Here is a 26283-nt window from a genome sequence, read left to right on the forward strand (position 1 = left end):
TTGTCTTATGATTGCGTCATCATCGGTGGAGGGATCGCCGGTTTGCAGGCAGGAATCATGCTCGGAAGGTACCGGCACCGCGTATTAATGATCGATAGTGGCGGGGGGCGGTCCAGTCTCTGTCACAGGTATAACAACATTCTCGGGTTTCCTGAGGGAGTCAGTGGTCAAAAGCTCCGTCATGACGGGATAAAACAAGCACAATCCTTTGGGGTGGAAACGATGGAAGGCAACGTCACGGATATCCATTCCCACTTCATCGTTGAAACAGGAAAGGGGAAATCCATTCGGACCCGGACGATCTTGCTTGCTACAGGGATTGAAGAAAAGCTCCCATCTATTCCATCCATCAAAGAATGTCTTGGTTTATCTATTTATGTTTGCCCGGACTGTGATGGATATGAAATCATCGGTGAAAAGACCGCTGTCGTGGGAAGTGGAGAATCGGGAGCCAAGATGGCGCTGACGTTGAAAGACTGGAGCGAGGATATCATTTTTTTCAATCAGGACGGTGAACCCCTATCCCTTGATGTACAAGGGAAGCTGCGGGAACACAGGATTCTTGTTCAGCAGGTGCAAGTCGAAAAATTTGAACATAACCGCGGACAACTTGAGGCTATCCAAACAGTTGACGGTCATCGCTGGGAAGTAGGGAAAGCTTTTCTTGCGTTCAGTGGGAATCGGGTTCAATCGGATCTAGCGGTCAAGCTTGGAGCTGAAGCCACCGACAAAGGTCACCTCGTTGTGCATCCGAGAACGAAAATGACCAATATTGAAGGCGTATGGGCAGCGGGGGATGTGGTGGATCATTCTCAATTTGTGACAACAGCCCTGGGGGACGGGGCACAGGCGGCTGTCTGGATACACAAATGGTTGAAAGATACAAGGTGATTTCTTTGATTTCAACTCATGGATATAGGATAATGATGGATATACCATTTACATTTCCTATCTTGAACATTCTACTTTTAAACAATCCATCCACGCTCCACCTACTGTTTTCTAAGACAGAAACCCAATTCATTCAAATCAAATTGAGTGCATAAGGAGAATCGAAACCTACATGTTTTTTGACGCTTTTGGGACGGATTCATTTTTATTATTGACGGCATTATTGTTATTCAGCGGTGTACTTGTAGCGAAGTTTTCCAGCCGTTGGGGCATCCCTGCATTGATTTTGTTCATCATGGTCGGCATGGCTTTTGGCAGTGAAGGGCTCGGAATCGTTTATTTCAGTGATGCCGGCACAGCCCAGGTCATCGGCGTATTTGCCCTCGTCATCATTTTGTTCGAAGGTGGTCTACATACGAAATGGGGGACAGTGCGCTCCGTTGCTGTACCTTCCTTATCACTCGCAACTTTTGGAGTATTGATCACCTCTTTGATCGTTGGACTTGCTGCCTATTTATTGTTCGAATTGAGTTGGTTGGAATCGTTCTTATTCGGTGCCATCGTTGGATCAACCGACGCAGCTGCCGTTTTTGCGGCATTGAAAGAAAGGAACATCAAAGCGAAAATGGGGGCGACCCTCGAGGCGGAGTCTGGAACGAACGACCCGATGGCCGTCTTTTTGACATTGTCTCTCATTGAATTGATCACTGCAGAGCAAGCGTCGTTCTGGATGCTCATCCCGACGTTTTTCTTGCAGATGGGACTTGGTCTGATCATCGGGCTGGCGTTAGGAAAATTAGCCTCCTTGTCCATCAATCGTATCAAATTGGACTCGAGCGCCCTTTATCCGATCTTTTCCGTAGCCTTTGCTTTAGCCACCTACAGCATAACCGCATTTAGTGGAGGAAGTGGATTTTTAGGTGTGTATGTAGCGGCACTGGTCATCGGAAATAGTGAACTGACGTATCGCTATTCGATCTTCCAGTTTAATGAAGGATTTGCCTGGATGGCACAGATTCTTATGTTCGTGATTCTAGGTCTTTATGTATTCCCTAGTGAATTGTTTACCGCATCCATTATGGTCAACGGCATATTGCTGTCGATCGTGCTTATTTTGATCGCAAGACCGATTGCTGTTTTCTTATCGATGATCAAGATGAACTATTCAACAAAAGAAAAGCTGTTCATATCCTGGGCCGGCCTGCGTGGGGCTGTACCGATCGTGCTCGCAACCTTTCCGATTGTGGAAGGACTGCAAAACAGTCAGGCCTTATTCAATCTTGTCTTCTTCGTCGTGCTGACCTCAGCACTCGTCCAAGGATCCACGATCTCGCTGGTCGCGAAGAAAATGAACTTGGTCGGACCGAAAAAAGACATCCCGCACCATAGCATTGAATTGATATCCATGGGGAAAGCCAAGGCGGAAATGATTCAATACCAAACCAATGCCGAATCAGCCGTCGTCGGTAAAAAGCTCCACGAAGTCAGCTTCCCCAACCGCGCCAACATCAGCGCCATCATCCGCAACAATGAAGTCATCACCCCTTACGGTGAGACAGAAATCAAAGCCGGAGACTTCCTGTACATTCTCGTGGAAGAAAAGTACAAGCAACAGCTCAAGAAAACGCTGGAACAGCGCGTACAAAAAAGTGAACAGCTCATGAAAGAAAAAGACGCTTCCTCCTAAAGCGTCTTTTTCTTATGGATATACATCTTCTGCTAAAGCTCTCTTTTGTGGAAGGCTCAGTTTTGAGATGGTTCCCGGGGATTCGTTGCTGTGTCGGGCGTGAGGGGTGGTGGGGAAGCCACTCGCTTTCCTGTGGGGGAGGGCCGAGCTTCCTCGGACTGCGTCCTGCGGGATCTCGCCTGTCTCCTTCTCCCACGGGAGTCTCGCAGCTTCCCCACCACCCCGTTCGATGTATGTGAGAAACGAACCCCTTCACCACGTTGGGTTGTTTTCAACTGTCCGAGAGTTGGAAGTATAAAGCACTCTGTATCAAGCTTTCAGTATTCATGAACCTAGGAGAGTTTAGTCTTACATTCCCACCAAGTTGGATAGCTACTTAGCCGATAAGTGTTTTCGAGTCACTGAATATGGTAAAGGGGCGGAGGGAAACGGTGAGACTCCTATGGGGTGTGCGGGACAGCTGAGACCCCGCAAGGCGCAGCCTGAGGAGGCTCAGCGCCCGCCCCATGGAAAGCGAACCTTTTCCCGTAGCCCCATCCACTCAACAAAGGTCTCGAAATCAAGTCATACACCCCCCTGCCATATTGATGAATATGTGATAAATTTAAGGGTTTAGGACATATGTCCTTTCCGAAATCGCCGTCATCCTTTTAAATGGATTTCAGAACAGGAGGATGAACGATGAAAGGTGCTTTATTTTCACTACTCGGAGGCTTGTGCATCACGATGCAGGGCATCTTCAATGCGAGGATGAGTGATTCCATAGGCGGCTGGCATACCACATCAATGGTCCATCTGGTCGCCTTCACGATATCCATTCTCGTATATTTTTATGTCAGAGACGGAAAAGGGAAAAGCTTTAAAAGAGTGCCATCCCTTTATTTGATCGGTGGGACGTTCGGAGTTGTCGTCGTATTTGCAGAATTGACGGCAATTAAAATGATCGGACCGGCGAGTGCCATCGCTATTTTACTCGTCGCACAAATCGGCACGGCTTTTGTCATCGAATCGAAAGGCTGGTTCGGGGAGAACAAGGTTCCAGTCACGAAAAGGCAGGGCATCGGAATCGCTATGATGCTTGTGGGTGTCATCCTTTTCCAGTTGTAAAAAGGAGATCATTGTTATGAAAGAAAACAAAAAAATCAATCCACATCCTTACATTGAGAAATATCAGCTTGAGCAGATCTTTCCCGAAGAATTCGTACCAAAAATCAAAGGGTACACCTTCACGAAGGGTGACGTTCTTTTCGCACCTGGTGAAACGTTAGCTGACATGTTTTTACTTGTTGAAGGGAAGATCAAAATCTTCACCCTGACACCCGAAGGGAAGTCTCTCATTAACCGTTTTAAACGGCCGCTTGGTGTGATCGGAGATGTGGAATATGTAAAAGGAAATTCGGTCATCAATTCTGTTGAGGCGGTTTCTGATGGGGTGATGCTTGCGGCATCCTTTGAGGACTTGCGGGATCTCGAAAGGAACCATCCGCCGTTCATTCGTTTTTTACTGGAGACGGTGGCGCACAAGTTTTATTCCGAATCCCAGGCCTCAAGCCTGCATATGCTTTATCCTGTCGAAGTACGGCTGGCCAGTTATTTCTTATCCATCTCCTCAGATGGGGAGGGGACACTTTTTCATCAGGAGATGCGGACGGCGAATCTTACAGAGCTCGCGGAATGGGTAGGGACGAGTTACCGCCATTTGAACAGGGTGCTTAAGAAAATGGTATCCGATGAGGTTATCGAACGAGCGAATGGATCGATTAAGATTAAAGATTTGGCTAAACTCCGGGACCTTGCGAACGGAAACATCTATGAATAAGGAGGGATTCTATGCTTGGCGTATTATTTTCAGTCGTGGCAGGCATTTTGATCAGTATGCAAAATGTGTTCAATGCACGTGTCAGTGAAAAAACAGGAGCTTGGGCGACGACATCACTTGTGCTCGGTTTAGGGCTAGTCTGTTCTCTGCCGGTTTTCTATGCTATGGAACAAAGGAGCTTGTTTGACTTCGGAGATGTGAACAAGATCTTTTTGTTCAGTGGCGTTTTCGGGGTAGGAATCGTGTTCTGCCTCATGCGTGGAGTAACACTGATCGGTCCTGCCTATGCGATTTCCATCGCCCTCATATCACAAATCGTCATCGCTTTTGTCATCAATACGGGAGGATGGTTCGGCTTCGATGCTTCTCCTCTTTCTGTGACGAAGCTTGCGGGGATCGCTTTGTTGATTGGCGGGGTGCTTGTTTATAAATTGGAAAAACCGCCGGTGGAAGAAGAACAAGAGGAAGTGGAACAACTGAGAGCGTGACCTCATTCGGAGGATCACGCTCTTTTTTTTGTTACATATTTTCCATCAGTTTCTTGGCAATCCGTTCATAATCATCCCGGTCAATCCCAGGGGCGAATTCTTCCGGAAGGTCATCGAGATCGGGAATCGGAGCTCCTTTCGGCGTCCCTTGGATGACCTGAAGCGGCTGGCCGTTCTCTGGGTTTGTCCCTTTCCATATTTTCTTGATCTCCTGGTAGTCATAGTCGCTCCATGTGTACAGAATGTTATCCAGTCCCTGGTCGAGGTAGGGGCGGGCATAATCGAACTTAGAGTTGTCGAGGTCCGGAACAGGAAGCATTTTTTTCACATCGACACCTGTGGCGATCTCCAAAGCTTTCGCATAAGCAAGGGCATGCGTACCCCCTCGGACAAGTAAGTAGCCGATCATTTCACGTGCCGTCGGGTGATCGGTCATTTCATAGACCCTCATCTTATGTGTTCGGGCACCAAGTTCGAGAAAGAAGTTGTGTAAAAGGTCAAGCACCAGGTTGCCACTGGAAAAAACGTTGTCCCCCGTCCAGGCTCGTCCCATCGAATCGCCGGGGAGTGCCGTTTGGGCTGTCGCAATGAATTGATACGAGTTCCTTTTATTCAACCCATTCTGTAGGGGGGCGATATCGGGATCCCCGGTAAAAGTCACTCCACGAGTGAGCAGGTTGATGGAATTGTTTACGAGTTCGACATGACCGAACTCTTCTGCTGTGATACTTGCCACTAAATCATAAAAGGGTCGGTGTTTTTTCTTTTGGCGAAAAGCGAAGGACTGGAACATGTAGTTATTCAACGTAGACATTTCGCCAAACTTTCCACCTAATAGCTCTTGAACAGCAGCAGCGGCATTCGCGTCGCCGTGTTCAGGAATGGTCAAAGCAATCTGCATCCGGTCGAGTCGCTTAAACATGACATCCTCCTTTTACTTATATCGTTGATCAGGAAACACCCAGACAATCTGCTGGGTCCGTACGAAAAATGGGGTCCCGCTCACTTCTACCACGATATGATCCGGCATAACCGTTTTCAGTCCGCCGCGTACAGACCCTTGCGTCGTCTGGACGACGACAGGGGTGCCTTGGATGGACATAAGCGTCTGGTACACATATGGATCAATAGCGGAATTCATGGATACGTTTTGAGAATTCATTCATTCTGCTCCCTTCACAGGTAGTCTCACTTAATGATGTATATGTACAAACCTCCTTTTTAGGCATCATTCACGGGAAAAAGAGGTGAAAGTTGGTACGCTAGACACTGTGACTTTTAGTATATTAGCGACTTCCGGCTTTTATTGGCAGTTTCTCGGATTATATTAGCAGGTTTCGGAGTTTTATTGGCGACTTTCGCATTTATATTGGCAACTTTCCTAAATGACTCTCCTTCCAGTAACTAAGAGCTGAGCGATAAGTATTTTTTCAATACGAGGAGCGGCCAAATGTAGTTGTAGCTGTGATAGTAAATGTAAAGGTGCCCTGGAAGGCCTGCTCCTGTCGGGTATTCATACGTCCAATCCTTCGCCTCCAGTTTTCGTAGCAAACAAGATATCCCTCTTTCAATGCTCGGTGTCCGCCTTTCGTGCACAGCCATCAAGGCCGCCAGAGCCCAGGAGGTTTGCGAAAGGGTGCTGTCCCCTAAAGGAATGTAGCTCTTCTCTTGATCACTTTTACACGATTCTCCCCATCCGCCGTCTTCATTCTGAATGCTTTCAAGAAAGTGGATGCCTTTTTTGATGGAACGGTCATCCTTGCTTACTCCTACGGCCCGCATCCCGGTGAGGGCGGCCCAGGTTCCGTAAATATAGGTGATCCCCCACCGTCCATACCAGGATCCATCGTTTTCCTGATGTGATCGCAGCCAGTTCAAAGCTCTTTGAACGCGTGGATCCGTCAGTGGGAAACGAGCGTCTGTACCGAGAAATTCGAGTGTCCGTCCTGTCAAATCTGCTGTTGAAGGATCGAGGCTTGCATACTCGGCTCCGTCCATGGGAACAAACGTCATGAGAGGGTTGGTTTTCCCTTTTTCGAAGGCAGGCCAGCCACCATCTTCATTCTGCATAGCGAGCACCCACTTCAAGCCTCTCGTGTAATGGCTCTGGAGAGAGGAATCTTTACGTAGGGCCCGCAAAGCTGCTGTTGTGTCATCGACATCCGGGTGAATGGTGTTGCTTTTAGAAAATCCCCATCCCCCGGGTTCTGTATGGCTGGTCGCTACCATCCAGTCGCCGAATTTGGTCTGTTGGTGTTTTAAAAGAAATTGTTCAGCTTCATGTAAAGGGACATCGGATGTGGGAGGCGCTTGAAGGGCATGGCTCAACAATGCTGTATCCCATATATCAGAAGGTGAGTTTTGGATATGGAGGCCACGGTCCGTGGAACAGGCATGCTGAATCAGCCCCTGAATGGCTTTTTTGATGATGGGATCGTGTTTTTGATAGCCACAGCTCACAAGAGCATAAATCATATAAAAAGTGGAAGTGAAATAGCTGTATAATGTCCCATCCGACTCGATGCGCTGCAGCATGTAGGTAAGCAGACGCTGCCTTGAGAGCAGATAGAGTTTGTGAGGAAGTCCAGCCAGGGATTTGACCGCATCCTGGACACTTGTCAGTAACGACCGGCTTTCCTTAGAAATCAGCTCTTGATCCTCTCGAATGAAGCAGTCACTCATATCGGGGATTTGCTTGTTTTTCATCACAAAAGGTTGATCGGATAAGAGCAGGATCGGTGCCATGTGCACACGAGCGTAACTACTGAAATCATAAAAGGAAATAGGTGAAGATGGAGGAAGTAAAATGATGTGAACAGGCAAATGGAATAGATTCGGCCATGGATACTCTCCGTGGATGGCCAAGGTCATTTTGGTCAAAGAATGAGCGCGGTTCAGCCCTCCGTGCCTCCGGATGAATGCTTTGGCTTTTTTAACCGGGAGGTCCTCATTGGAATAGTATCCAGCATAAAGAAGAGCGAAAACCGCTTCGATCGTTGCGGAAAGGTTGCCCGCATCATCAGCATAGAGTTTCCAGTACCCCTCTTCGGTTTGAAGGGAAGAGAGACGCGCGCACAACTGTTGGATCAGGTCTTTTTCTTTCGTGAACGTTTGGAGCAGAAGTATCATATTGGCATCGGTCATCAGACTGTTTTCAAAACAAAAATGAAAGCTCCCGTCGACTGTCTGATGTGCATGAATCTCAGCAGCCAGTTGAGCAATCGCTTCATGGATCTGTTCTTTCACAATGATTCACCCTCTTTGATTCCATCCTACTCTTTTATATGAATCGGATGCTTGATTCAGAAGGAGCTCTTTAGGCATAAAAAAACGAGCTTCCAAGATAGAAGCTCGCTCTTCCTTATTTCATATTCTCTCGGATATACTTGATGATCTTTCTGATTTCATCCGGGTGCGGACGGCCGAACGGACTCGTCTGTCTTTGTTGGTATAATACACGTCCCTGCTCGTCAGTTAAAAAGTAAGCAGGTTCTCCGTGGGTTCCGTGGTCCTCGTAAGGAGCGTGCTCGTCATGATAATGAACCTGGTAGTGGGAGAGGAATTCAAGGTTCTCATCCATCAATATCGGGAAGGTGAAGTCGTGTTCGCTCACCATTTTTTCCAAACTGTCTTTGCTTTCATGGGTAATCGCAGCGAATTTGATGTCGTGTTCCTCAAAATAACTCAACGTGTTCTGAAACTCGTCCAGCTCACTCATGCACACCGGGCACCACGATCCACGGAAGTACACGAATAAGTACCAATGGTTATTCCCTTTTAAGTCCTCGGAAAAATGGAACTCTTCTCCCTGTACGGAAGACAGTTTGAAGTCCGGGGCATGTTGATTTAATTTAAAACTCATAGAATGACACTCCCTTTTCTTTTTTATCGCTCATACATCCCCATACCCTTTTCTAGTCAAAAGTAATTATTTTTTCGACATTCCATGCTATGGTTTCGTTCATTTGACGCACATAGCAAGGACATGGAAGAGCGGTGAATCGTTATCTACTTAAAGGATTCTCGCGTATCGTATGGAATTCATTAAGGGATGGGAATGGTCTTTAATCTTCACAATTTTACTAGTGTCCGGCAGAACATGTTATTCCCTGGAATTGGAAAAATCGGGCAGCCTCTCATTCTATGAATAGGAGGAAGGTGCTCCACTGTTTACATCAATAAGAGAAAAAGACACCCATATTTTGGTATAATTGAAAAAAAGGGTGGTGATACGGTGAAAGCAATCCTTTGGATTCTTGGAAGTATCGGAACCATCGTTATAGCGATCATCTTACTTTTCATTTATGAAATGACCCCAAATGCGAGTATGGAAACGAAAGCAAAAGAAATGGGAGAAGATTATATCCAAAAGCATTTTGGTGGACAGGCCGAAGTCTACGACGTGCTCTATGACAATATGGGGAATCACGAATTCGATTACGCTGCAAAAGTAACGCATAAGAAAACTGGGGTCAGGTTTCTAATCTATGAAACGAGGGATTCTCAGGTTCCCTGCGAAGTACCAGCGGGAAGATGAGCTGCCTGATTTCCATGACTTGAACCTTGTTCCCAATGTCATCATAGACTTGGAGCGATCGGCATGGGAGGATGACGAAGAAACGATGGAAGAACTCTTCGTCTTTATGGAAGAGAAGCTTCAAATTGAACGAGGGGGGGGCGTTTTGTGTACGATCCTTCATCTGGGGATGAGATGCTTCAGATGAGTTATTGAAATGGAGTTAAAGAAAGAAAGCCCTTGACTAGAGCTTCTTTTCTTATGGAAAGTCGCAAAGGAGGATGTTATGAAAAAAATCATATGGATGGCTTTATTCATGATGTGTGTAGGCTGTCAGCAGACCGGAAATGAAGAGCCCGTCGTCACCACAAAAACCGAAAAGTTCGAAGCCGGCTCCTACACGATGAGAGGAATTCCTGACAAAGTCGCATTCATTGATGCCCCATGGATCGAAGGTGAAACGCAAAAGTATATGTGGCATTTTTGGGGAAGTGAAGAAGAACTGGAGGGCGCGTTCAAAGTCACAGGCACACATACGGAAACGGGAGAAACAGTCACCGTTCTGGAAGCTTCAGAAATTGCGGGGCCGGTGAATGGAGCCGATGCGTCTCTTCCATCAAATATGTCTTTGCCAGAGAGCGGCGAGTGGAAATTGGATACGAGTGTTGATGGTGAGGCGTTTGGGACCATCCTTGTAAATGTAAAGGAATAAAGGAGGGATCCTGTGGAAACGGCAGGCATAATCATTATTTTAGCGATCGCCATTCTTCTAGACTACCTATGATTCGATCATGATCGTAAACGGTGGGGATGGATGAAAAATTGGACACGCATTCAAAAAGGTTTATTCCTGTCGAGCTTCTTCGTTGCGGCCATGGTCATCTACATCGGTATGAGTCTTTAATTTAGATAGAAAGGTTTTTTGTATGAGAGTTTTATTAGAATTGTTACGGATCGTTTTCCTGTTCATTTTCGGAGGTGCGCTGGTCTGGGTCGTTATCGGTCCTTTTTATAACGCCCATCCATTATCCGGAGAGTATCAATGGCTTGGCGCCCTTGGTGTATATGGAGTACTATTCGTGATTTACAGAAACCGCTGGCAGTTTTCTGGCTGGTACAACGGGAAAGGGAAAAAGAAACTTTCCCAAAGGGTAACTAGAATCATCGTGTTCGGATCGGTGCTGCTTCTGGCATGTCCATGGATTATTGCTGGGATTAATCATTGAGGAGTGAAAAGGTATGACAGGTAGGGAAGTGATCGAGTTGAAAACTGCAGAGGAAATTAAATCTGCCTATCCTGTAATGAGGGAATTGAGGTCTCACTTAAGTGAAGAGCAGTATGTAGAATTGGTGCAAGAGGCGATGGACGTGGATCGCTATCATCTTTTTGCTCTTTATGCGGGTGAAGAGATGGTTGCCGTTACGGGCTTCAAAGAGATGACGACCTTGTATTATGGTCGTTTCGTCTGGGTTTGTGATTTAGTAACATCATCCACTCATCGTTCTCAAGGATATGGCGAAGAGTTGCTGACTTTCGTTGAAGACTGGGCACAAGAACATGGAATGGAAAGTATCGCTCTTTCTTCTGGAATCAGCAGACTGATGGCCCACCGATTTTATGAAGGAAAAGTGGATTACGACCGTGTCAGCTATGTGTACAAAAAATCTTTCACCGAAGAATGAGACAAGTGAAAGGGGAACGGTTCGATTGCAGATGTCGGTGGCGGAGAGCGAGAGACAATAGAGTGGAAGGTTTCCTTTTGGTGCGGCATTCATTATCTATGGTTGTACGGCATCGAACACCTATGGGATAGGCAGGTGCCGCTGGTGCTCAACTTCTCCTGGCTGTTGTTGCTCTGTACACCTGTCGAGATTACATAAGAAGGGCCGTAAAACATGGAAGCACCGTCATAGTTTTTCCTTAGCGTCTTATCCTGTGCAAATCATAACGATATTTCCGTCGGGGTCCTGGATATTGAAAAAAGAGATATCTTCAAATCTTTGAATTTCACTCTTGATCGTGTATCCGAGCTGCTCGACGAAGCGATAAGATGCATCGATATCATCCGTATGAAAATTGAAAAGAGGATGAGGCGATGGTTCTACTTTTTCTGACCCTGCATCAAGAATGACGCCTGTATGAGTTGCCATCGGCAGTTGATAAACAGGGGGATGGATCTTTTCCTCGCTATAAGGCTCCCCGATCAATGCCCTGTACCATCGAACGGAGCGTTTGATGTCAGTGACAGGGATGAATGTCGTATTGAGACGGTTGACGATTGGACTTTTCAAAGCGTTCCCTCCTATAAAATTGATAACTCTACCATAACATGAAAGGATGTCATTTTTTTGAAAATGAATAACAAGGTGGAAGAAAAAGAAGCATTGACTCTCATAGGTTACAGAGTTGTGTGTGATGGAGAAGATTACATCGTAGAAATTCCGAAGACCTCTGAAAAACTTCACAAGCGTTTTCCTGAAGCGGACGTGCAAGTGGGAGCCTTTATCCCGGGAGAGTGCAAGGAAGAAAATGATGGATATTGGATTGGCGTGCCTTTCGCTCCTAACACAACCGTCCCAGAAGATCTGGACCATTTGAATATCGAAAAACAAACGTATGCCATCACAACATATAAAGAATCAAACGAAAGAATTCGAGAAGCCTATGCCTCGCTGCACGAGTGGATGGATCGAGAGGGTTATTCCAGGGATTTGGAGGCCTGGCATGTGGAAGTCTACCATTCATGGCAGGACAAGGACCAACTCCATATGGAACTTTGGGAAACGGTACGGACTTGACTCTGTGGTGCACCCCACGGTTTACTATAGGAAGTGGGAGGACACACCGTGTATAAAATCAGCGAATTCTCAGAACTGACCGGGCTCAGTAAAGAAACGCTCCGGTACTATGCAGAGGTCGGCTTACTTGAGCCTGCGTACATCCATCCGGATAACCGGTACAAGTATTATGATGATGGCAGTTACTTTTTGGCGCTCATGCTCGGGAAACTCCGAGCGCTTGGGTTCACTATTCAGGAAATGGTAAAAGTGATGGAGGATGAATCCTTTTTACACATGGAAGAACTGCTACTTGAAAAAAGAAAAAAGATCCATGAAGAGATTCAGGGTCTCCAAGAAAGACTTGCTGAAATTGATGCATTTTTAGAATCAGGCAGGGAGGAAGACAAATGATCCAATGGGAAAACGACCGAGTGATTGCCGCACCCATCGATGAAGTATGGGAGCTTTTCAGAGACTACAACATCAAACGAATTATGCCGAAAGTGGAAGAGCATGAATTGATTGAAAAAACGGAAACGGAAGTAGGGGCGAAACACCGCCAAACGTACCGGGAAGGAAAGCGTCTGGAAACGTATACGGTTGAGACGCTGGCTTATGAAGAGTCTCCTGAGCGCAAGTATAAAAAAATCGCTTTCGTCATCGGAAAGGCGTTCGAAGTGACGGCCTCCTTTCTTTTAGAGAAAGTGGATGAGGAACACACAAGACTTACGTATTCCGGACAAAATAAAGGGGTGAACTTCGTCGGTAAGGCGATGATGAAACTGGCGAACAAAAAAGGGAATGAACGTGTCGTCGAAGAATTCCTCGATCGTGTTGAAAAAGAAGCGACTCATACGAACGTATAAGAACCCGTCTGCGGACGGGTTTTTGTTTTGCTTTCTCCATGATATGGAATGGTGTACATGTATGATTTTCCCTTTCCCTGCATAGAAATGTTTATAGTTTGGAGAGGGGGATGAGGTGTATGAGTCACATTCCGTATGGGTATGGATATCCGCAGGCTGGGTCGTTTAGAAGTGCTGAGCAAAACACCGAAGACATTTTAGAAGGAATCAAAAAGAAGGATTCTGCCATTCAAATCTTCCGTCAATTGGCCGACGTTGCTCCTGATGAGTCCTATAAGAATGAAATCCGTCAGGCACTGGAGAATGAGAAGAGGCACTTGAACCATTTTAAGAATTTATATACATCATTCACTGGTGAGCAACCGGAATACGAAAGAGAAGAAGCGAACTTCAACACGTTTGAAGAAGGGTTGAGAGTCGGGTATGATCATGGGGTTGAAGAATTTGAGAAGTATCAAAAAGCCTATTTAGAAAACCAAGGCAATCAGCTGGGGGATGTATTCTACAGAGCCTGCCATGATAAAGCCGTGACGACGAATCGAATCGTCGCTTTTTCTCGAGGGGAAGGGCGTGTTGTGATCAAAGATTACGGCGGGCAGCCATTCGTCCTCGATATCGAAGAAGCGACCACACAAAACCGTACCTTCCGTACGGCCTTATGGACGGGGGACCATCTACAGGTGACGTTGATGAGTATTGCGGTGGGGGATGATATTGGTTTAGAACTCCATCCTGACGTGGATCAGTTTTTGAGGATTGAGGAAGGGCAAGGACTCGTCCAAATGGGGGATACCAAGGATCAGCTGAACTTCCAGCAGCAAGTGTCTGATGATTTCGCTATCATGGTACCTGCAGGCAAGTGGCATAACCTGACCAATACAGGCCAGCAGCCGTTGAAACTGTATTCCATCTATGCTCCACCAGAGCATCCATTCGGCACGGTTCATAAAACGAAAGCAGATGCCATGGCCGCTGAAGAGTGAAAAGAAGGACCTTCTTTAACGGAGGTCCTTCTTTTTTGATTGACGATTAAAGATTAAAGATAGAAAAAAGTGAGTACCCCTGTCATACTATTGGTACCGAGTATTTTCCAAAAAACGGAGAGTTAGTGACTAAGTGTTCATTATAATCGCCCATGGGGTTATGTGGAGGGATGTCTGTTGGTTTCTTTCGTCTTATTTACGGTGACTATTTTATTCATTGTTCAACTATGTCTTCTAAGTGCCCTGGTGATTTCAAAGATTCAAAGTTTGAAGGAAGAGCGACTCCTTTCCACATACATGGAAACATACGAAGAGCCGTTCTTCACCTATCTGGAGAGGAAAACAGAAGAATTTCCTGACCTCCCAAGTGACATTCGTTATCGTGTACTGATCGTCGAACGCGTATTGAATCGTTTTGTGGATCAAAAGCAGGTGGATATCGAGTATACGAGAGTGCGAGAGACAGCGCAGAAATATCTCGCTCATGCTTATCGCCTATTTCTGAAAAATGGAAGCTGGGCCCAGCGGGTGAACACCCTTTATTATATCGAAGACTTCGATATGGTGGATTTGAAACTTGATGTTTGGCAATATTTCAACCGTCTCTCTGTGCTGGACGAAGAATACCGGCAGGCGGTGAGGGTGCTGGCTACCTTCCAAGACGAGCGAGTCATTCGTTCAATCCTGAATACAGAAACGATTTCACAAAGACTTGTAAAACAAGTCCTCCGTCGTTTCAAGGAGGACCTCACTCAACAAATGATGAAGGTCATAGAGGATGAACCAGGAAGAGTACCCAGACAGGTGCATCTGGCCGTTGTTTCTTTTTGTGGTGAAAAAGGATCCTTGGATCACCTTCCATTCGTTGAGCGGATGCTTCAATTTCCGTCAAAAGAGATTCGCCTCAAAGCCCTACGAAGCCTTATGGAATTGAAAGCTTGTACCCATACCGAACAGTTGGATCCGTTCTACATATCAGAGGTTTGGGAAGAGCGGATGTATGCGGCTAAGATTGCAGGTAGTCTGAAGTTGGAATCTGCCCAGGGTGCGTTACTCATCCTTGCTGGGGATTCTCACTGGTGGGTGAGATATGCGGCTTGCGAAGCGATGAAGAAATTCCCGGATGGTGAGCGATTATTGGATTATACGTACCACCATCATGAGGATCGATTTGCACGTTCCATGGCAAGGCAGCATTTGACAGTAAAGGTGGGAGAATCGATATGAGTGTGGATCTATTTTATCGCATGTTAGAAATCATAGGCTATCTCGTCATCATTTATATGGTCGTTGTAGCAATCGTCTACCTTTGGTTATTTTTGATTGCCAGCCCTCATATTCGGAAAGAACGAGGGCTTCATAGAGAAGAACTCATTGAGGATACGGCTATCAATACGGATACATTTCCGGTCTCCATCCTCGTCCCTGCCTATAATGAAGAGGTCGGTGTCGTCAGTACAGCCCGATCTATGTTGGCATTGAACTACCCGCAGTCCGAGGTGATCGTCATTGATGATGGATCGAAGGATAAGACGGCAGAGAAGATGATCGATACGTTCGCCATGGAACGAATGGAACTAGCCGTCAGGCGTCACTTCAAAACTCAGGACATCTTGGAAGGATATCAGTCGACGACCCATCCGAACCTCTACCTTCTAAGAAAGGAGAATGGTGGAAAAGCGGATGCCCTCAATGCAGGAATCAATTTTTCCAAATATCCTTATTTCGCAGCCATTGATGGCGATTCGATTCTGGACCGTGATGCACTCTTGAAGACGATGAAACCGATCATCGATTCCAATGGAACGGTTACGGCTACAGGGGGGACGGTGAGAATTGCGAATGGTTCTAAAATAACCAAAGGGGTGGTCGAGCGGATCGGTTTGCCCAAACAGCCGATGCTCCTCATGCAGATCGTTGAATATTTCCGAGCCTTTCTCATTGGGAGATTAGGCCTTTCAAAATTGAACATCCTGTTAATCATTTCAGGAGCCTTCGGTGTCTTTGAAAAGGAACGTGTGATTAAAGCAGGAGGGTATGATTCGAATACCGTCGGTGAGGATATGGAACTCATTGTCCGGATCCACCGGTCGCTGAAAGATGAAAAGTCGAGGCAGAGAATCGAGTATATCCAAGATCCGGTTTGCTGGACAGAAGCTCCTTCTACGTTCTCATCTTTGAGAGCTCAGAGGAAGAGGTGGCAGAAAGGACTTGCCGAAACCCTGTGGAAACACAAAAAAATGATGCTCCATCCCCGTTACAAGGGGATCGGAATGTTTTCGCTCCCTTATTATCTATTCGTTGAATTGCTGAGTGCAATCTTTGAGATTTTAGGATACGTCATCATCATTTCTGGAGTTTTCTTTTCTTTTGTATCGACAGAAATCACCATTGTCGTCGGTTTGTTAACCGTCTGTTATGGTTCGATGATCTCCTCTCTCGCTGTCTTGCTGGAAGAGTGGACTTACCATAAAAACCCTGATCCCAAAAGCGTGATTCTATTGTATCTATGGGCTCTCTCAGAAAGTTTCTGGTATCGTCCGCTACTCGTTTGGTGGCGATGTGAAGGGTTGTTCCTGTTTCTGTCAAAAAGAAAAAGCTCGTGGGGAAATATGAACAGAAAAGGTTTATCTCAAGACTTTTAGGAGCCTGTCTTCCCTTGGATTCTTCCATTCTAGATGAGCGGCGCACGTTTCTGGAGGAAATAACCTCAGGCATAGAGAATCTATAGAAGAAAGGAGGTCACATTGTGGAAGTCAATATTGTTGCATTACCCTCATTCAAAGTTAGAGGACGTCAATGGGAAGGAAGTTATGAACAAGTCCCTGCTTTAAAAGAATTGATCAAAAAGGTTGGGAGTGAAAAAGAAGAGATAAAACCAGTGGACCAGGATTACCAATGGGGATTATCTGTTCATACGATTAAAAATGGCTTTGTCCATTTCAGCGGTTTCGAGGTGGAAGATGCGAAGAGTGATGCCGCGTATGAAGAAATGAACGTACCGCGTCATACATATATGAACGTTCATCATCCAAAAGGCAGAGATATCGGGGAAACCTATGCATCGATTTACCAATGGTTCCGTGATGGAAATGCGAAGCCCTACCTTGAACCTGGAACGAAATATTACGATGGGCTGCCATTGAAATTTGAAAAGTATCCGGTCGACAGGGATTTTGATGAGCCTCATTTTGATATTTACATTCCAATTCAAGCATAGAATAGAAAAAGAGCCCGCTCGGGGCTCTTTTTTAATAGACTTTATCTCCATTGAAGATAGAATTTTTGACGATGACATAATCGACATGCCGGATACTATCAAGATCGGATCCGCCTGCGTAACTGATCGCGGATTGTAGATCCTGCTCCATTTCCGTCAGCGTATCTTGAAGCGCACCTTTGTGCTCCACATACATTTTCTTGCCTTCGACGTTTTTCTTTTCCCCTTTTTGGTATTCAGAAGCGGAGCCGAAGTATTCCTTATAAAGCTTACCGTCTCTTTCAACCGTATCGCCAGGCGACTCTTCGTGACCGGCGAACAGAGAGCCGATCATGACCATTGTCGCTCCAAAGCGGATGGATTTGGCGATGTCTCCATGTGTGCGGATGCCTCCATCAGCAATGACGGGTTTGCTTGCTGCCTTCGCACACCAGCGTAGGGCTGCAAGCTGCCAGCCACCTGTACCGAAGCCGGTTTTAATTTTTGTGATGCACACTTTTCCTGGTCCGATTCCGACTTTGGTTGCATCAGCTCCTGCATGTTCAAGTTCACGAACGGCTTCAGGTGTACCGACATTTCCTGCGATGACAAACGTTTCCGGCAGGTGCTGTTTGATGTGTTGAATCATATCAATGACCGCTGTGGAATGTCCGTGAGCGATATCGATCGTGATGTATTCAGGGACCAGTTCTTTCGTTGCTAACATTTGAACAAACTCGTATTCCTCCGACTTCACACCGACACTGATAGAAGCGATCAATCCTTGTGCATGCATCTTCTCTACGAAAGACAATCGAGTTTCCGGTTCAAAGCGATGCATGACATAGAAATAACCTTCTTTTGCTAATTGAGTGGCGATCGTTTCATCAATGATGGTCTGCATGTTGGCAGGGACGACAGGCAGTTTGAATGTATGGTTGCCAAGCTTTACGGATGGATCGCAGGCCGAACGGCTGTTTACGACACATTTTGCGGGAATCAGTTGAATATCTTCATAGTCAAATACGTTTTCCATGGATTTCACTCCTAAAACCGAATATTTTAAAGGTTAATTAATTTAATCGTTCGTATATTTGTAATTTACCTTATTCTTGTTCTGTTGTCAAAGGTTCATGGTAAAATGATGAAAAAAGGGGGAGAAAGTATGTTTGTACATAAGGTCGATGATGAACTTACACTGAAACTTGCCGGTCCAGAGGATGCGGAGGCGTTATTTCAATTGACAGACGGATCACGTACGTATTTGCGAAAGTGGCTTCCATGGCTGGATTCTACGAAAACAGTAGAAGATACGAAATCATTCATTCAATCTGGAAGGCAGGGATTTTCAGAAAACAAAAGCATGACAACTATGGTAATCTATAATGGTGCCATTGCTGGTACCGCAGGATTCAATGAAATCGACCACACCAATAAAATCGTGAAAATCGGTTACTGGCTCGGGCAGGAATTCCAGGGGAAAGGAATTATGACACGGGTGGCGAAAGCTTTGACCGATTATGCCTTATTGGAAATGAACATGAACCGAGTGGAGATCCGTGTTGCCGAAGGAAATGAAAAGAGCTCGGCTATCCCTAAGCGTCTTGGGTTCAAGGAGGAAGGAAGAATCAGGTGCGCAGAATGGTTGTATGACCATTATGTCGATCACACGATTTATGGAATTTTAGTGGAAGAGTGGAAGATGTAAAATGTTCGGATTTTAAATATAGAGAAGTAGAGGGATAGAGATGGAAAAGCAATACAATAGAAAAATCATACTCGTTACATTTATGATCGGCGCGTTCTTTGCTGTTCTGAATGAGACGCTGCTTAATATTGCACTTACAGAACTCATGGAGGTTTTCGGGTTGGATGCGCCTACGGTCCAATGGATGGCGACCGGGTTCATGCTGGTGATGGGTGTGTTGATGCCGGTTTCCGCGTTATTGATTCAATGGTTCACGACGAGACAAATGTTCATCGGGGTCATGACGGTGTTCTTAGCAGGAACGATTATTGCAGCATCGGCTATGAATTTCCCGATGCTTTTGACAGGGCGGATGATTCAAGCGGTGGGAACCGGTTTATTGATCCCTGTCATCATGAACGCGCTCCTGTTGCTTTATGAACCGGAAGTGCGTGGGCGGATCATGGGGACGTTCGGTCTTGTCATCATGTTCGCTCCAGCTATTGGACCGACGCTTTCTGGTGTCATCGTCGACTTGCTGGGGTGGAGGTGGTTGTTCATCACCGTCATTCCGTTTGCCTTATTCTCCATTCTATTTGCGGTAAAGTATTTGGAAAATGTCGGAGAAGTGACGCGGCCGAAAGCGGATATTCTTTCGATCGTTTTGTCATCCATAGGGATTGGCGGCATTGTCTATGGATTCAGCAGCGCCGGGGAAAGTGGAGAGGGATTCTCTTCGGTCCATATCATCATCATTTTAAGCGTCGCTTTCCTCAGTTTAATTCTATTTGTCTTAAGACAGTTGAAGTTAGAAGAACCGTTATTGGACGTTCGAGTGTTTACGTATAAAAGCTATGCCAGAGGAATTACCATTTTCGTCATCGTCATCATGGCGATGTTCGCTTCAGAAATCGTCATGCCGATGTATCTGCAGGGGCCATTAGGGTTCTCGGCGAAGACCGCTGGATTGCTGCTGCTCCCGGGTGCTCTATTAAATGGTCTGATGTCGCCGGTGATGGGGACACTCTTTGATAAATTCGGTCCGAGGAAATTGATCATACCGGGTACATTAGTACTTGTGGGTGTTATGATTTTCTTCAGCAGTATCAATCCTTCGATTCCGGTTTGGTCCTTTATTCTTGCTTATGTGTTACTCATGCTTGCAGTTTCTGCGGTTCTTATGCCTTCACAGACCAATGCGTTGAATGAACTGCCGAAACATTTATATCCACACGGGACGGCCATTGCCAATACGCTCCAGCCGATCGGTGGCGCCCTTGGTGTTTCCATTTTCGTAAGCATCATGAGTCAGGGAGAAAGAAGCTATTTGAATGATGTATCAGGAGAAGTGACAGGGGAAGTCATGGACCGGGCCATGACCGCAGGGGTCCATCACGCCTATTGGTTTGCTTTAGGCCTTGCGATCCTCACATTTGTCGTTGCTTTGTTCATTAGAAAAGCCGTGGCTCCGGATTATGCTCCAGAACAACAATAAAAGAAGAAGCAGGACTTATCCGTCTTGGATAGGTCCTGCTTCTTTTTATGCTTTCATGCGTTTGATAAAGGATTCGAGATGTTCACGGGACTGGATGTTTTCATTGCATTTTTTACTGTCATGGCAGATATAATTGCCGCGGCTGATGGTTTCTTCCTCACCCTTGAAGGTGGCCGTGAACATGCCCACTTTTTCATGCTCGTGGCAAAGAGAACAAATGCTCTTTTGCTGCAGCGGCTTGTAATGGCCATACAACCCTGTCAGTTGACCGTCCACCGTAGTTATGAGGTACTTTCGGTTTGCTGCTGGATCGTTCCATCCAATGTAGGAGAGCTCGGCCCATTCTTCGTCCGGGATCGCAGGAACTCTCAGTTTCTTCACTTTAGGGAACAACCTTTGGATATCTGCTTCAGACAGCTTTGGAAAAGGGACCACATACTGCTTCAGACGAGAGAAATAAAGGATTGCATCGGTTTCATCTTTGACATCACTCGCTTGGGCAATCAATTGTTCCTGCTCTGACGAAAGATCCGTAAACAAATCCAACACTTTTTCGTTCGTAATCGATTGGAGAGCCTGGGTGACCGAGGCATCGTTTGTTGTCATATGTCCATTTAACAGGTTGTGAGCCTGATTTTTAATAAAATGATACTGATCGGAGCGGATAAATCTTTCCATAAGTCAACCTCCGTTCATTGATTTTCTTCTTATTATTTCAGAGCACGTCTTTTCTATCAAACGTTATGCCTTTCATGTTCAAGACTGAGCAGCAAACCTGGCACCCGGACTCTCCAGTTTGGTTGCCGGTACACCTTCCTTACGCCGGTGTACCGGTTACGATCATTCGGAACGGTGTACCTGGTACCCGATCGCGATTTTCCGTACCCGGTACCAGAAAGACGGTACCAAAAAGAGGTATTAAAAAAGCATTTCATCAAACATATGAAACGCTTTCATTTATGGTATCGTAGAGATACTTGTAAGCTCGGGGAGGGATAGGGAAATGACTTGGAAGCGAACCATGATTGAAACCGGCCGGGGCGACTTTGAAGTTTTTGAGAAAGGAAGCGGACCTCCGCTTGCCGTCACTCATTTGTATTCGGAGTTCAATGAAACGGGCGACTATTTTGCAGAATCCTTTGTGGAGACTCACACGGTCTATTTAATCAATCTGAAAGAGTGTGGCAGGACGGACAAGGCATCGTTCCCTCATGAACTGACGATGCTTGAGAGCGCCTTAGACCTCGAAGCCATCCGGAACGAGTTAGAATATGAAAGGTGGAATTTTGCGGGTCATTCTACGGGAGGAATGCTTGCCGTCGTTTACGGGATCTACTTTTCGGAAAGCCTGGAAACTCTAATCATTGCGAATGCCGCGGCGCGAGAGTATATGACTTTTTCAGAGGATTGTATCTACAATGAATCGCACTCGAAGTTCAACCGAATGCAATCACTTATCGAGGCGTTGAAGAATGAGGGCTTGTCTAAGGAAGAAAGAAAAGAATTAACGGTCGAACGTACAAAGCTTTCCTTATGGAATCCTCAAAAGTATGAACACTATTTTAACAAATCGATCGAGAAGAAGATGTCAGCCGTCCGGATGAACTTCTTAGCACGGGAGCTTCACACCTTTGATGTGACGAGGAAGCTGGCACTCATCACTGCAAAAACGATGGTCATATCCGGTTCCTATGATGTTCAATGCCCGCCTTATTATTCTGAGGAAATCGCCGAAGGTATCCCAGGTGCTGTTCTTTACAGGTTCCATCAAAGCAATCACTACCCTCATCTGGAAGAGGGTCAGAAGTTTAAACAAGTGATCAAAGCCCACTTTGACTAGCATAAACTGGAAGTGGTAAAGTTACTCATGATGGTAGCGTTTTAACAAGGAAGGAGATAACTTCATGCATCATGTAAAACAACAGAGAAAAAGCGACTTTGCGAAGTTCAAAGAACTGTGGTTTCTTTTGTTCATGCTTCTATTCACGCTATCGCATAACACAATGGTCGTCCTTATCGGGGAGGGCTGGAGCTTCATCGGCTACAGCATCTTGTTCCTCGTCATGTATGCCTTGTTCCGCTGGTTGCGGAAGGTCGTGGAGTTCATGAGGAAGCCATTGTCCTGGGGATCGCTCATCGGCTTTTACATTGCGGGTGTGTTCGTGCTCGGCGCTTTATTGATTCCTTGAGGGAAAAGGGAGAGGGGATCTTGGGGATGAACAAACGTGTATAAATCAAATGAACTATATATCCTTTGTCTTTCTCTAAGACATTTTTGATCGTTTTCTACGATTCGAATCATAATGATGATGGCACACCTTATATTTTCCTTAGGCAGGTACATACATAACCGATTATTCGTTTGAGATAAAAAAGTTATATCGGGGCTGGAAGTCTAGAAATACTGGCTTACATATAGAATACAGATGTCGTTTTGGACTATGTATGAAGGAGAGGAATGCTGGATGGATTATGTGAAAGAGCTTAGAAAGGACGTTGGAACTAAGCCGTTGATTCTGCCCGGGGCTGTCGTGATCATCGAGAACGATCAGCAGGAAATACTGCTTCAACACCGCAAGGACGGTGGGTGGGGCCTTCCTGGTGGTCTCATGGAGCTTGGGGAAAGTTTAGAGGATACAGCGCGGCGCGAAGAAGTAAAGGTGGATGGGGATGAATCTCGTGAAGTCACTTTCTTTTCTAGGAACCAACTCCCCGCCGGCTTAACGAAGGAATATCTTGATTATCTACAACCATTTTTGAAAAAACATGAGTGATGAGGGATTCGATGCTGGAATTATTAATGTTGATCATAACAGCTGTTTTAGTAGCTGGTTATATTTATACGATCTATAAGAAGAGGAAAAATCTGAAAGAAGATTATGGATGGAAAAGCTATGTGACGCCAGGTGCTTTTGTTGTGGCGCCTGGAGTGGCTGTGTTCTCTTATCTATTTGAATTTGGAGGCATTTTCACATGGTTCATCCTCGGTATTTGTTTTATCACCGGTGCAATGTTCACCAAATATTTGCCTGAGCCTAAAGAAGGCTAAGGCATTGAGGACAGTAACCATTAAGGGTTACTGTTTTTTTATTGGAATCAGTGGAAGCGTTTCAATGAAGTTTACCATTTCAACATAAATGTGACTGAAAAAGAAATAATAACAGAAGAGGAGGAGGGAGCTTATGGATGAGTGGTTGGAGTTCGTCGGAACAGGCGTCACCGTTTTTATTCTATTGTATGTTTTAGCAAGGATTCTAAGCAAGAAGCTGATTTCACAAATGACGCTTTTCGACTTTATTGCTGGTATTACGCTTGGGTCTATGACAGCAACGACCTTCCTTGCTGATAATGTTACGCTCTTAAAAGGGGCTCTTGGATTACTTACCTTCGCTGCCCTTGTTCTGCTCATCGACTATCTCACACTCAAAAGTTTGACAATAAGAAAACTTGTGAACAGTCAACCCACTCTATTAATGGACAATGGGAAAATAATTATTAAAAACATGAAAAAAGTGCGTTTCAACATTGATGAACTCATTGCTGAATTAAGGAAAGCGGGGGTATTCCAGTTCAGTGAGGTTCAGACAGCCATTTTGGAAACGGACGGATCTGTAAGCGTTTTAAGAAAATCGGATGTTGAGCCCTTAACCCCTCGTGATATGAAGCTTGAACCTAAACCTGTCACGTATTCTCATGTTGTGATGGTGCAGGGGAAAGTACTTCTGGATCAGTTGAATGCGAGTGGATACAGTGAATCCTGGTTGGAGGATCGGTTGCAGTCACATGGAGTGTCCGATCACAAAGAGGTGCTTGTTGCCCAAGTCAATGCTGACGGGACTTTATTTGTCGAAAAAATGGAATAGGAAAAGTGATCGTTACTGTACGTATGTGAAATCAGCCTCATACTGGCTAATTTACGTCGAATATCCACAATAGTTATTGAAGTTGAAAATAATAAGGAGAGAGCAGACAACATTTTCTTGCGTTGTCTGTTCTCTTTATGAAAACTTTCCAGTAAAAAAGCGTGGAATCAAAATTTTTTGAAAGAATTTGGAAAAATGTGTTTGTTATTGTGATGAGAAGGATATAGAAGGCTAGGTGGAAAATAGTGGGATGTCCTATTCAGCCTCTGTCTCTACATAGACCAGCCTCTTTTTTTACCGAATAAACTTCGGGAGTGTTTCGATGTTCAAAAAGTGTAACTTGCTGTTTTTGAGTGTTTTGGTGTTGTTCCTGTTTCCGCTTCAAGTATTCGCTGCAGACATGTCGGCAGAGGAAGTGTTGAAGAAATCGAATGAAGCGATGAAGAATCTGGACAGCTATTCTATGAAACAAGTATCCAAATCGAAAATGCCGATGATGAATGAAGGGGAAGGAATGGAAACAAAAACCATGGCCGATGTGACTATGGATCCCTTCGCCTTTTATTTGAAGACAGAATTGGCAGGTGAGACGACCGAGTCTTACTTTGCAGAAGAAGGATACTACAGTGAACTTCCAGGGCAAGGGTGGGTTCAGCTATCCGATGATTCCAGCCAGGATATGATGCAATCGATGCTTGCAGAAGGTCAAATGGCGCAGGCCCTTCCGCTAGCCAAGGATATGAGTGTGGAAGAAAGTGACGGTTCCTATGTCCTTCATTATGAGGGAGATGGAGAGAAACTTTTGGAAATGTCGATGAAAATGCTTCAGCAGGGAATGGGTTCGAGTGAAGGCGAGCAAGGGTTAAAGGAACTGGGTGAAGAAATCCTTGATAAAATCACAATCAATGACGTGACCTATAAAATGACGATAGACAAAGAAAACCACTATTTAACGTCCAGCCACGTTCAATTGGAAATGGAAATAGAAACGGAAGAAGGACCGCCGATGCCTGTCACACAAGAGACAGAGATCACACTGGAAAACTTTAATGGTGTCGGAGAAATCCAAATCCCTCAAGAGGTCCTGGATAAGGCGCAACCGATTGAAGATGCCATCGGAGGCGAACTTCCTGATACAGCAAGCCCGAATCTAATGTATTCATTACTTGGCGCAACACTGGTGCTGTTTGCTGGAAGTGTTCTATTCTTTAGAAAGAGATCGGTGCAATAAAATAAGAGCCGGGCTCAGGCCTGGCTCTTTCATCCTTCATTTGACGAGGAGGCCATTATGCTGAATAAAGTTCTGTTACTGCTTGTCGTTATCGGATTTTCGTGTACCGCTTACTTCACCTTTCAATGGTGGGACTCCACCCAGGCTGTTGAAAAAGTGACAGAAGAGGAAATAAACGAATGGCAGTCCCATGATCAGGCAGAGCAACCGCATCCAGTGGTGGTGAAAAATCATGACAAACCAAAACCACCTAGATATTCAAATGAACTACATAAGTTTGACAATGGGGAGAAAGTGGGAAGGTTGGTCATCCCTTTATTAAACAAAGGCTATTCCACTTATTGGGGTACAGACGAACAGTCGCTTCATCAAGGGGTAGGCATGTTCATTAGTAAATGGACGACCACACCTGATGAAAAGCGTCATACGGTTTTGAGCGGTCACCGGGAGACCGTTTTCACACAGCTGGGGGAAATTGAGAAAGGAGCACCGCTTTTTTATGAGTATGAAGGGAAACGGTACAAGTATGAAGTGGAAAAAACTTGGGTGACGGACGAAGACGACCGGTCCGTCATCGTCGATCATGAGGATCCTACGCTTACACTAACCACATGTTATCCTTTCGATTTCATAGGGAGCGCTCCTGAAAGGTTTATTGTACAGTCAAGGTTGGTCGATGTTCAGGAAATAGAATAGAACGGAATCAAACGAGTTGTCCTTACTGAATCATTCCCGGACTAAAATCCAGCCTCTTTATCTGAGGAGCCTTCCCTATGA

Annotated in this window: 32 protein-coding genes; 25 read left to right on the forward strand and 7 right to left on the reverse strand. The window is 45.5% G+C overall.

All coding sequences use genetic code 11. The features are described 5' to 3' along the window. The 5 genes from GLV98_RS01530 (at window position 1) to GLV98_RS01550 (ending at window position 4885) form a co-directional block, all read left to right on the forward strand. Window positions 1-891 carry an NAD(P)/FAD-dependent oxidoreductase gene (locus GLV98_RS01530; RefSeq protein WP_160911401.1) on the forward strand — a complete coding sequence of 297 codons (891 nt, stop codon included), beginning with the start codon at window positions 1-3 and terminating at the stop codon, window positions 889-891. A gap of 172 nt (window positions 892-1063) precedes the next feature. Further along, window positions 1064-2578, forward strand: coding sequence for a potassium/proton antiporter (locus tag GLV98_RS01535; RefSeq protein ID WP_160911403.1), 1515 nt, complete (start codon window positions 1064-1066; stop codon window positions 2576-2578). Between the two features lie 681 nt (window positions 2579-3259). Beyond that, on the forward strand, window positions 3260-3685 hold the full coding sequence (locus tag GLV98_RS01540) for a DMT family transporter (RefSeq protein WP_160911406.1): 426 nt from the start codon (window positions 3260-3262) through the stop codon (window positions 3683-3685). A gap of 16 nt (window positions 3686-3701) precedes the next feature. Further along, entirely contained in the window at window positions 3702-4397 is a 696-nt protein-coding gene (locus GLV98_RS01545) for a Crp/Fnr family transcriptional regulator (protein WP_160911408.1), read from the forward strand. Window positions 4398-4408: 11 nt separating this feature from the next. Beyond that, window positions 4409-4885, forward strand: a complete 477-nt coding sequence (locus tag GLV98_RS01550) for a DMT family transporter (protein WP_160911410.1) — start codon at window positions 4409-4411, stop codon at window positions 4883-4885. A 31-nt stretch (window positions 4886-4916) separates the two neighbouring features. Here the strand turns inward: GLV98_RS01550 and GLV98_RS01555 are convergent, their stop codons facing one another. The 4 genes from GLV98_RS01555 to GLV98_RS01570 form a co-directional block, all read right to left on the reverse strand. Further along, window positions 4917-5807 (reverse strand): manganese catalase family protein, encoded by an 891-nt coding sequence (locus tag GLV98_RS01555; RefSeq protein WP_160911412.1) that lies wholly within the window; start codon window positions 5805-5807, stop codon window positions 4917-4919. Window positions 5808-5819: 12 nt separating this feature from the next. Then, the gene (locus tag GLV98_RS01560) at window positions 5820-6047 is read right to left on the reverse strand and encodes a YuzF family protein (RefSeq protein ID WP_089652090.1); all 228 of its coding nucleotides are present in this window, start codon (window positions 6045-6047) and stop codon (window positions 5820-5822) included. A gap of 242 nt (window positions 6048-6289) precedes the next feature. Further along, window positions 6290-8131 carry a squalene--hopene cyclase gene (shc, locus tag GLV98_RS01565; RefSeq protein WP_160911415.1) on the reverse strand — a complete coding sequence of 614 codons (1842 nt, stop codon included), beginning with the start codon at window positions 8129-8131 and terminating at the stop codon, window positions 6290-6292. 115 nt (window positions 8132-8246) lie between these two features. Next, window positions 8247-8747 carry a peroxiredoxin family protein gene (locus GLV98_RS01570; protein WP_160911417.1) on the reverse strand — a complete coding sequence of 167 codons (501 nt, stop codon included), beginning with the start codon at window positions 8745-8747 and terminating at the stop codon, window positions 8247-8249. A gap of 372 nt (window positions 8748-9119) precedes the next feature. Between GLV98_RS01570 and GLV98_RS01575 the strand changes: the two genes are divergently transcribed. The 4 genes from GLV98_RS01575 (at window position 9120) to GLV98_RS01590 (ending at window position 11084) form a co-directional block, all read left to right on the forward strand. Then, on the forward strand, window positions 9120-9422 hold the full coding sequence (locus GLV98_RS01575) for a hypothetical protein (protein WP_160911419.1): 303 nt from the start codon (window positions 9120-9122) through the stop codon (window positions 9420-9422). A gap of 265 nt (window positions 9423-9687) precedes the next feature. Continuing rightward, entirely contained in the window at window positions 9688-10113 is a 426-nt protein-coding gene (locus tag GLV98_RS01580; RefSeq protein WP_160911421.1) for a DUF4871 domain-containing protein, read from the forward strand. 214 nt (window positions 10114-10327) lie between these two features. Next, the gene (locus tag GLV98_RS01585; protein WP_160911423.1) at window positions 10328-10627 is read left to right on the forward strand and encodes a hypothetical protein; all 300 of its coding nucleotides are present in this window, start codon (window positions 10328-10330) and stop codon (window positions 10625-10627) included. A gap of 13 nt (window positions 10628-10640) precedes the next feature. Then, window positions 10641-11084 carry a GNAT family N-acetyltransferase gene (locus tag GLV98_RS01590; RefSeq protein WP_160911425.1) on the forward strand — a complete coding sequence of 148 codons (444 nt, stop codon included), beginning with the start codon at window positions 10641-10643 and terminating at the stop codon, window positions 11082-11084. Between the two features lie 246 nt (window positions 11085-11330). Here the strand turns inward: GLV98_RS01590 and GLV98_RS01595 are convergent, their stop codons facing one another. Continuing rightward, window positions 11331-11693 carry a VOC family protein gene (locus GLV98_RS01595; protein ID WP_160911427.1) on the reverse strand — a complete coding sequence of 121 codons (363 nt, stop codon included), beginning with the start codon at window positions 11691-11693 and terminating at the stop codon, window positions 11331-11333. Window positions 11694-11756: 63 nt separating this feature from the next. On the opposite strand from GLV98_RS01595, the gene GLV98_RS01600 reads away from it, so the two are divergent. The 7 genes from GLV98_RS01600 (at window position 11757) to GLV98_RS01630 (ending at window position 17251) form a co-directional block, all read left to right on the forward strand. Next, entirely contained in the window at window positions 11757-12200 is a 444-nt protein-coding gene (locus GLV98_RS01600; protein ID WP_237417042.1) for a GyrI-like domain-containing protein, read from the forward strand. Window positions 12201-12248: 48 nt separating this feature from the next. Further along, entirely contained in the window at window positions 12249-12593 is a 345-nt protein-coding gene (locus GLV98_RS01605; protein ID WP_160911432.1) for a MerR family transcriptional regulator, read from the forward strand. After that, complete coding sequence (locus GLV98_RS01610) at window positions 12590-13048, forward strand: SRPBCC family protein (RefSeq protein ID WP_160911434.1); 459 nt, start codon at window positions 12590-12592, stop codon at window positions 13046-13048. Before GLV98_RS01605 ends, GLV98_RS01610 begins: the two co-directional genes overlap by 4 nt. A gap of 119 nt (window positions 13049-13167) precedes the next feature. Then, on the forward strand, window positions 13168-14031 hold the full coding sequence (locus tag GLV98_RS01615; protein ID WP_160911436.1) for a cupin domain-containing protein: 864 nt from the start codon (window positions 13168-13170) through the stop codon (window positions 14029-14031). 177 nt (window positions 14032-14208) lie between these two features. After that, on the forward strand, window positions 14209-15258 hold the full coding sequence (locus tag GLV98_RS01620) for a HEAT repeat domain-containing protein (protein ID WP_160911439.1): 1050 nt from the start codon (window positions 14209-14211) through the stop codon (window positions 15256-15258). Further along, the gene (locus GLV98_RS01625) at window positions 15255-16676 is read left to right on the forward strand and encodes a glycosyltransferase family 2 protein (protein WP_160911441.1); all 1422 of its coding nucleotides are present in this window, start codon (window positions 15255-15257) and stop codon (window positions 16674-16676) included. Before GLV98_RS01620 ends, GLV98_RS01625 begins: the two co-directional genes overlap by 4 nt. A 104-nt stretch (window positions 16677-16780) precedes the next feature. Beyond that, a complete protein-coding gene (locus tag GLV98_RS01630; protein ID WP_160911443.1) occupies window positions 16781-17251 on the forward strand; it encodes an effector binding domain-containing protein in 471 nt (156 codons plus the stop codon). Window positions 17252-17282: 31 nt separating this feature from the next. Here the strand turns inward: GLV98_RS01630 and guaC are convergent, their stop codons facing one another. Beyond that, on the reverse strand, window positions 17283-18266 hold the full coding sequence (gene guaC / locus GLV98_RS01635; protein WP_160911445.1) for a GMP reductase: 984 nt from the start codon (window positions 18264-18266) through the stop codon (window positions 17283-17285). Window positions 18267-18395: 129 nt separating this feature from the next. Here guaC and GLV98_RS01640 point away from each other — a divergent pair, with 129 nt between their 5' ends. After that, the gene (locus tag GLV98_RS01640) at window positions 18396-18938 is read left to right on the forward strand and encodes a GNAT family N-acetyltransferase (protein WP_160911447.1); all 543 of its coding nucleotides are present in this window, start codon (window positions 18396-18398) and stop codon (window positions 18936-18938) included. Between the two features lie 40 nt (window positions 18939-18978). Further along, window positions 18979-20412, forward strand: coding sequence for an MDR family MFS transporter (locus GLV98_RS01645; protein WP_160911449.1), 1434 nt, complete (start codon window positions 18979-18981; stop codon window positions 20410-20412). 45 nt (window positions 20413-20457) lie between these two features. On the opposite strand, the gene GLV98_RS01650 is transcribed toward GLV98_RS01645, so the two are convergent. Further along, window positions 20458-21090, reverse strand: coding sequence for a FusB/FusC family EF-G-binding protein (locus tag GLV98_RS01650; protein ID WP_160911451.1), 633 nt, complete (start codon window positions 21088-21090; stop codon window positions 20458-20460). Window positions 21091-21415: 325 nt separating this feature from the next. Here GLV98_RS01650 and GLV98_RS01655 point away from each other — a divergent pair, with 325 nt between their 5' ends. The 7 genes from GLV98_RS01655 (at window position 21416) to GLV98_RS01685 (ending at window position 26202) form a co-directional block, all read left to right on the forward strand. Further along, a complete protein-coding gene (locus GLV98_RS01655) occupies window positions 21416-22252 on the forward strand; it encodes an alpha/beta fold hydrolase (protein ID WP_160911453.1) in 837 nt (278 codons plus the stop codon). Between the two features lie 64 nt (window positions 22253-22316). Next, complete coding sequence (locus GLV98_RS01660; RefSeq protein ID WP_160911456.1) at window positions 22317-22601, forward strand: hypothetical protein; 285 nt, start codon at window positions 22317-22319, stop codon at window positions 22599-22601. A 276-nt stretch (window positions 22602-22877) separates the two neighbouring features. Further along, window positions 22878-23186, forward strand: a complete 309-nt coding sequence (locus GLV98_RS01665) for an NUDIX domain-containing protein (protein ID WP_202409876.1) — start codon at window positions 22878-22880, stop codon at window positions 23184-23186. Between the two features lie 11 nt (window positions 23187-23197). Then, window positions 23198-23461, forward strand: coding sequence for a hypothetical protein (locus tag GLV98_RS01670; protein ID WP_160911458.1), 264 nt, complete (start codon window positions 23198-23200; stop codon window positions 23459-23461). A gap of 133 nt (window positions 23462-23594) precedes the next feature. Further along, entirely contained in the window at window positions 23595-24275 is a 681-nt protein-coding gene (locus GLV98_RS01675) for a DUF421 domain-containing protein (protein ID WP_160911460.1), read from the forward strand. 322 nt (window positions 24276-24597) lie between these two features. Continuing rightward, the gene (locus tag GLV98_RS01680; protein WP_160911462.1) at window positions 24598-25506 is read left to right on the forward strand and encodes a DUF6612 family protein; all 909 of its coding nucleotides are present in this window, start codon (window positions 24598-24600) and stop codon (window positions 25504-25506) included. 57 nt (window positions 25507-25563) lie between these two features. Then, entirely contained in the window at window positions 25564-26202 is a 639-nt protein-coding gene (locus tag GLV98_RS01685; protein ID WP_237417015.1) for a class D sortase, read from the forward strand. Window positions 26203-26283: the final 81 nt, after the last annotated feature.

It is taken from the genome of Halobacillus litoralis (assembly GCF_009856415.1).
In the GTDB taxonomy this organism is placed as follows: Bacteria; Bacillota; Bacilli; order Bacillales; family Halobacillaceae; genus Halobacillus; species Halobacillus litoralis_C.

What these genes read in the sequence shown, in the direction of transcription:
- GLV98_RS01670 (WP_160911458.1), top strand. Translation starts at nt 23,198, where the DNA reads ATGCTGGAATTATTAATGTTGATCATAACAGCTGTTTTAGTAGCTGGT.
- GLV98_RS01660 (WP_160911456.1), top strand. Translation starts at nt 22,317, where the DNA reads ATGCATCATGTAAAACAACAGAGAAAAAGCGACTTTGCGAAGTTCAAA.
- GLV98_RS01645 (WP_160911449.1), top strand. Translation starts at nt 18,979, where the DNA reads ATGGAAAAGCAATACAATAGAAAAATCATACTCGTTACATTTATGATC.
- GLV98_RS01640 (WP_160911447.1), top strand. Translation starts at nt 18,396, where the DNA reads ATGTTTGTACATAAGGTCGATGATGAACTTACACTGAAACTTGCCGGT.
- GLV98_RS01600 (WP_237417042.1), top strand. Translation starts at nt 11,757, where the DNA reads ATGAATAACAAGGTGGAAGAAAAAGAAGCATTGACTCTCATAGGTTAC.
- GLV98_RS01655 (WP_160911453.1), top strand. Translation starts at nt 21,416, where the DNA reads ATGACTTGGAAGCGAACCATGATTGAAACCGGCCGGGGCGACTTTGAA.
- guaC (WP_160911445.1), bottom strand. Translation starts at nt 18,266, where the DNA reads ATGGAAAACGTATTTGACTATGAAGATATTCAACTGATTCCCGCAAAA.
- GLV98_RS01590 (WP_160911425.1), top strand. Translation starts at nt 10,641, where the DNA reads ATGACAGGTAGGGAAGTGATCGAGTTGAAAACTGCAGAGGAAATTAAA.
- GLV98_RS01580 (WP_160911421.1), top strand. Translation starts at nt 9,688, where the DNA reads ATGAAAAAAATCATATGGATGGCTTTATTCATGATGTGTGTAGGCTGT.
- GLV98_RS01625 (WP_160911441.1), top strand. Translation starts at nt 15,255, where the DNA reads ATGAGTGTGGATCTATTTTATCGCATGTTAGAAATCATAGGCTATCTC.
- GLV98_RS01610 (WP_160911434.1), top strand. Translation starts at nt 12,590, where the DNA reads ATGATCCAATGGGAAAACGACCGAGTGATTGCCGCACCCATCGATGAA.
- GLV98_RS01540 (WP_160911406.1), top strand. Translation starts at nt 3,260, where the DNA reads ATGAAAGGTGCTTTATTTTCACTACTCGGAGGCTTGTGCATCACGATG.
- GLV98_RS01550 (WP_160911410.1), top strand. Translation starts at nt 4,409, where the DNA reads ATGCTTGGCGTATTATTTTCAGTCGTGGCAGGCATTTTGATCAGTATG.
- GLV98_RS01665 (WP_202409876.1), top strand. Translation starts at nt 22,878, where the DNA reads ATGGATTATGTGAAAGAGCTTAGAAAGGACGTTGGAACTAAGCCGTTG.
- GLV98_RS01570 (WP_160911417.1), bottom strand. Translation starts at nt 8,747, where the DNA reads ATGAGTTTTAAATTAAATCAACATGCCCCGGACTTCAAACTGTCTTCC.
- GLV98_RS01535 (WP_160911403.1), top strand. Translation starts at nt 1,064, where the DNA reads ATGTTTTTTGACGCTTTTGGGACGGATTCATTTTTATTATTGACGGCA.
- GLV98_RS01650 (WP_160911451.1), bottom strand. Translation starts at nt 21,090, where the DNA reads ATGGAAAGATTTATCCGCTCCGATCAGTATCATTTTATTAAAAATCAG.
- GLV98_RS01560 (WP_089652090.1), bottom strand. Translation starts at nt 6,047, where the DNA reads ATGAATTCTCAAAACGTATCCATGAATTCCGCTATTGATCCATATGTG.
- GLV98_RS01675 (WP_160911460.1), top strand. Translation starts at nt 23,595, where the DNA reads ATGGATGAGTGGTTGGAGTTCGTCGGAACAGGCGTCACCGTTTTTATT.
- GLV98_RS01685 (WP_237417015.1), top strand. Translation starts at nt 25,564, where the DNA reads ATGCTGAATAAAGTTCTGTTACTGCTTGTCGTTATCGGATTTTCGTGT.
- GLV98_RS01545 (WP_160911408.1), top strand. Translation starts at nt 3,702, where the DNA reads ATGAAAGAAAACAAAAAAATCAATCCACATCCTTACATTGAGAAATAT.
- GLV98_RS01585 (WP_160911423.1), top strand. Translation starts at nt 10,328, where the DNA reads ATGAGAGTTTTATTAGAATTGTTACGGATCGTTTTCCTGTTCATTTTC.
- GLV98_RS01615 (WP_160911436.1), top strand. Translation starts at nt 13,168, where the DNA reads ATGAGTCACATTCCGTATGGGTATGGATATCCGCAGGCTGGGTCGTTT.
- GLV98_RS01680 (WP_160911462.1), top strand. Translation starts at nt 24,598, where the DNA reads ATGTTCAAAAAGTGTAACTTGCTGTTTTTGAGTGTTTTGGTGTTGTTC.
- GLV98_RS01555 (WP_160911412.1), bottom strand. Translation starts at nt 5,807, where the DNA reads ATGTTTAAGCGACTCGACCGGATGCAGATTGCTTTGACCATTCCTGAA.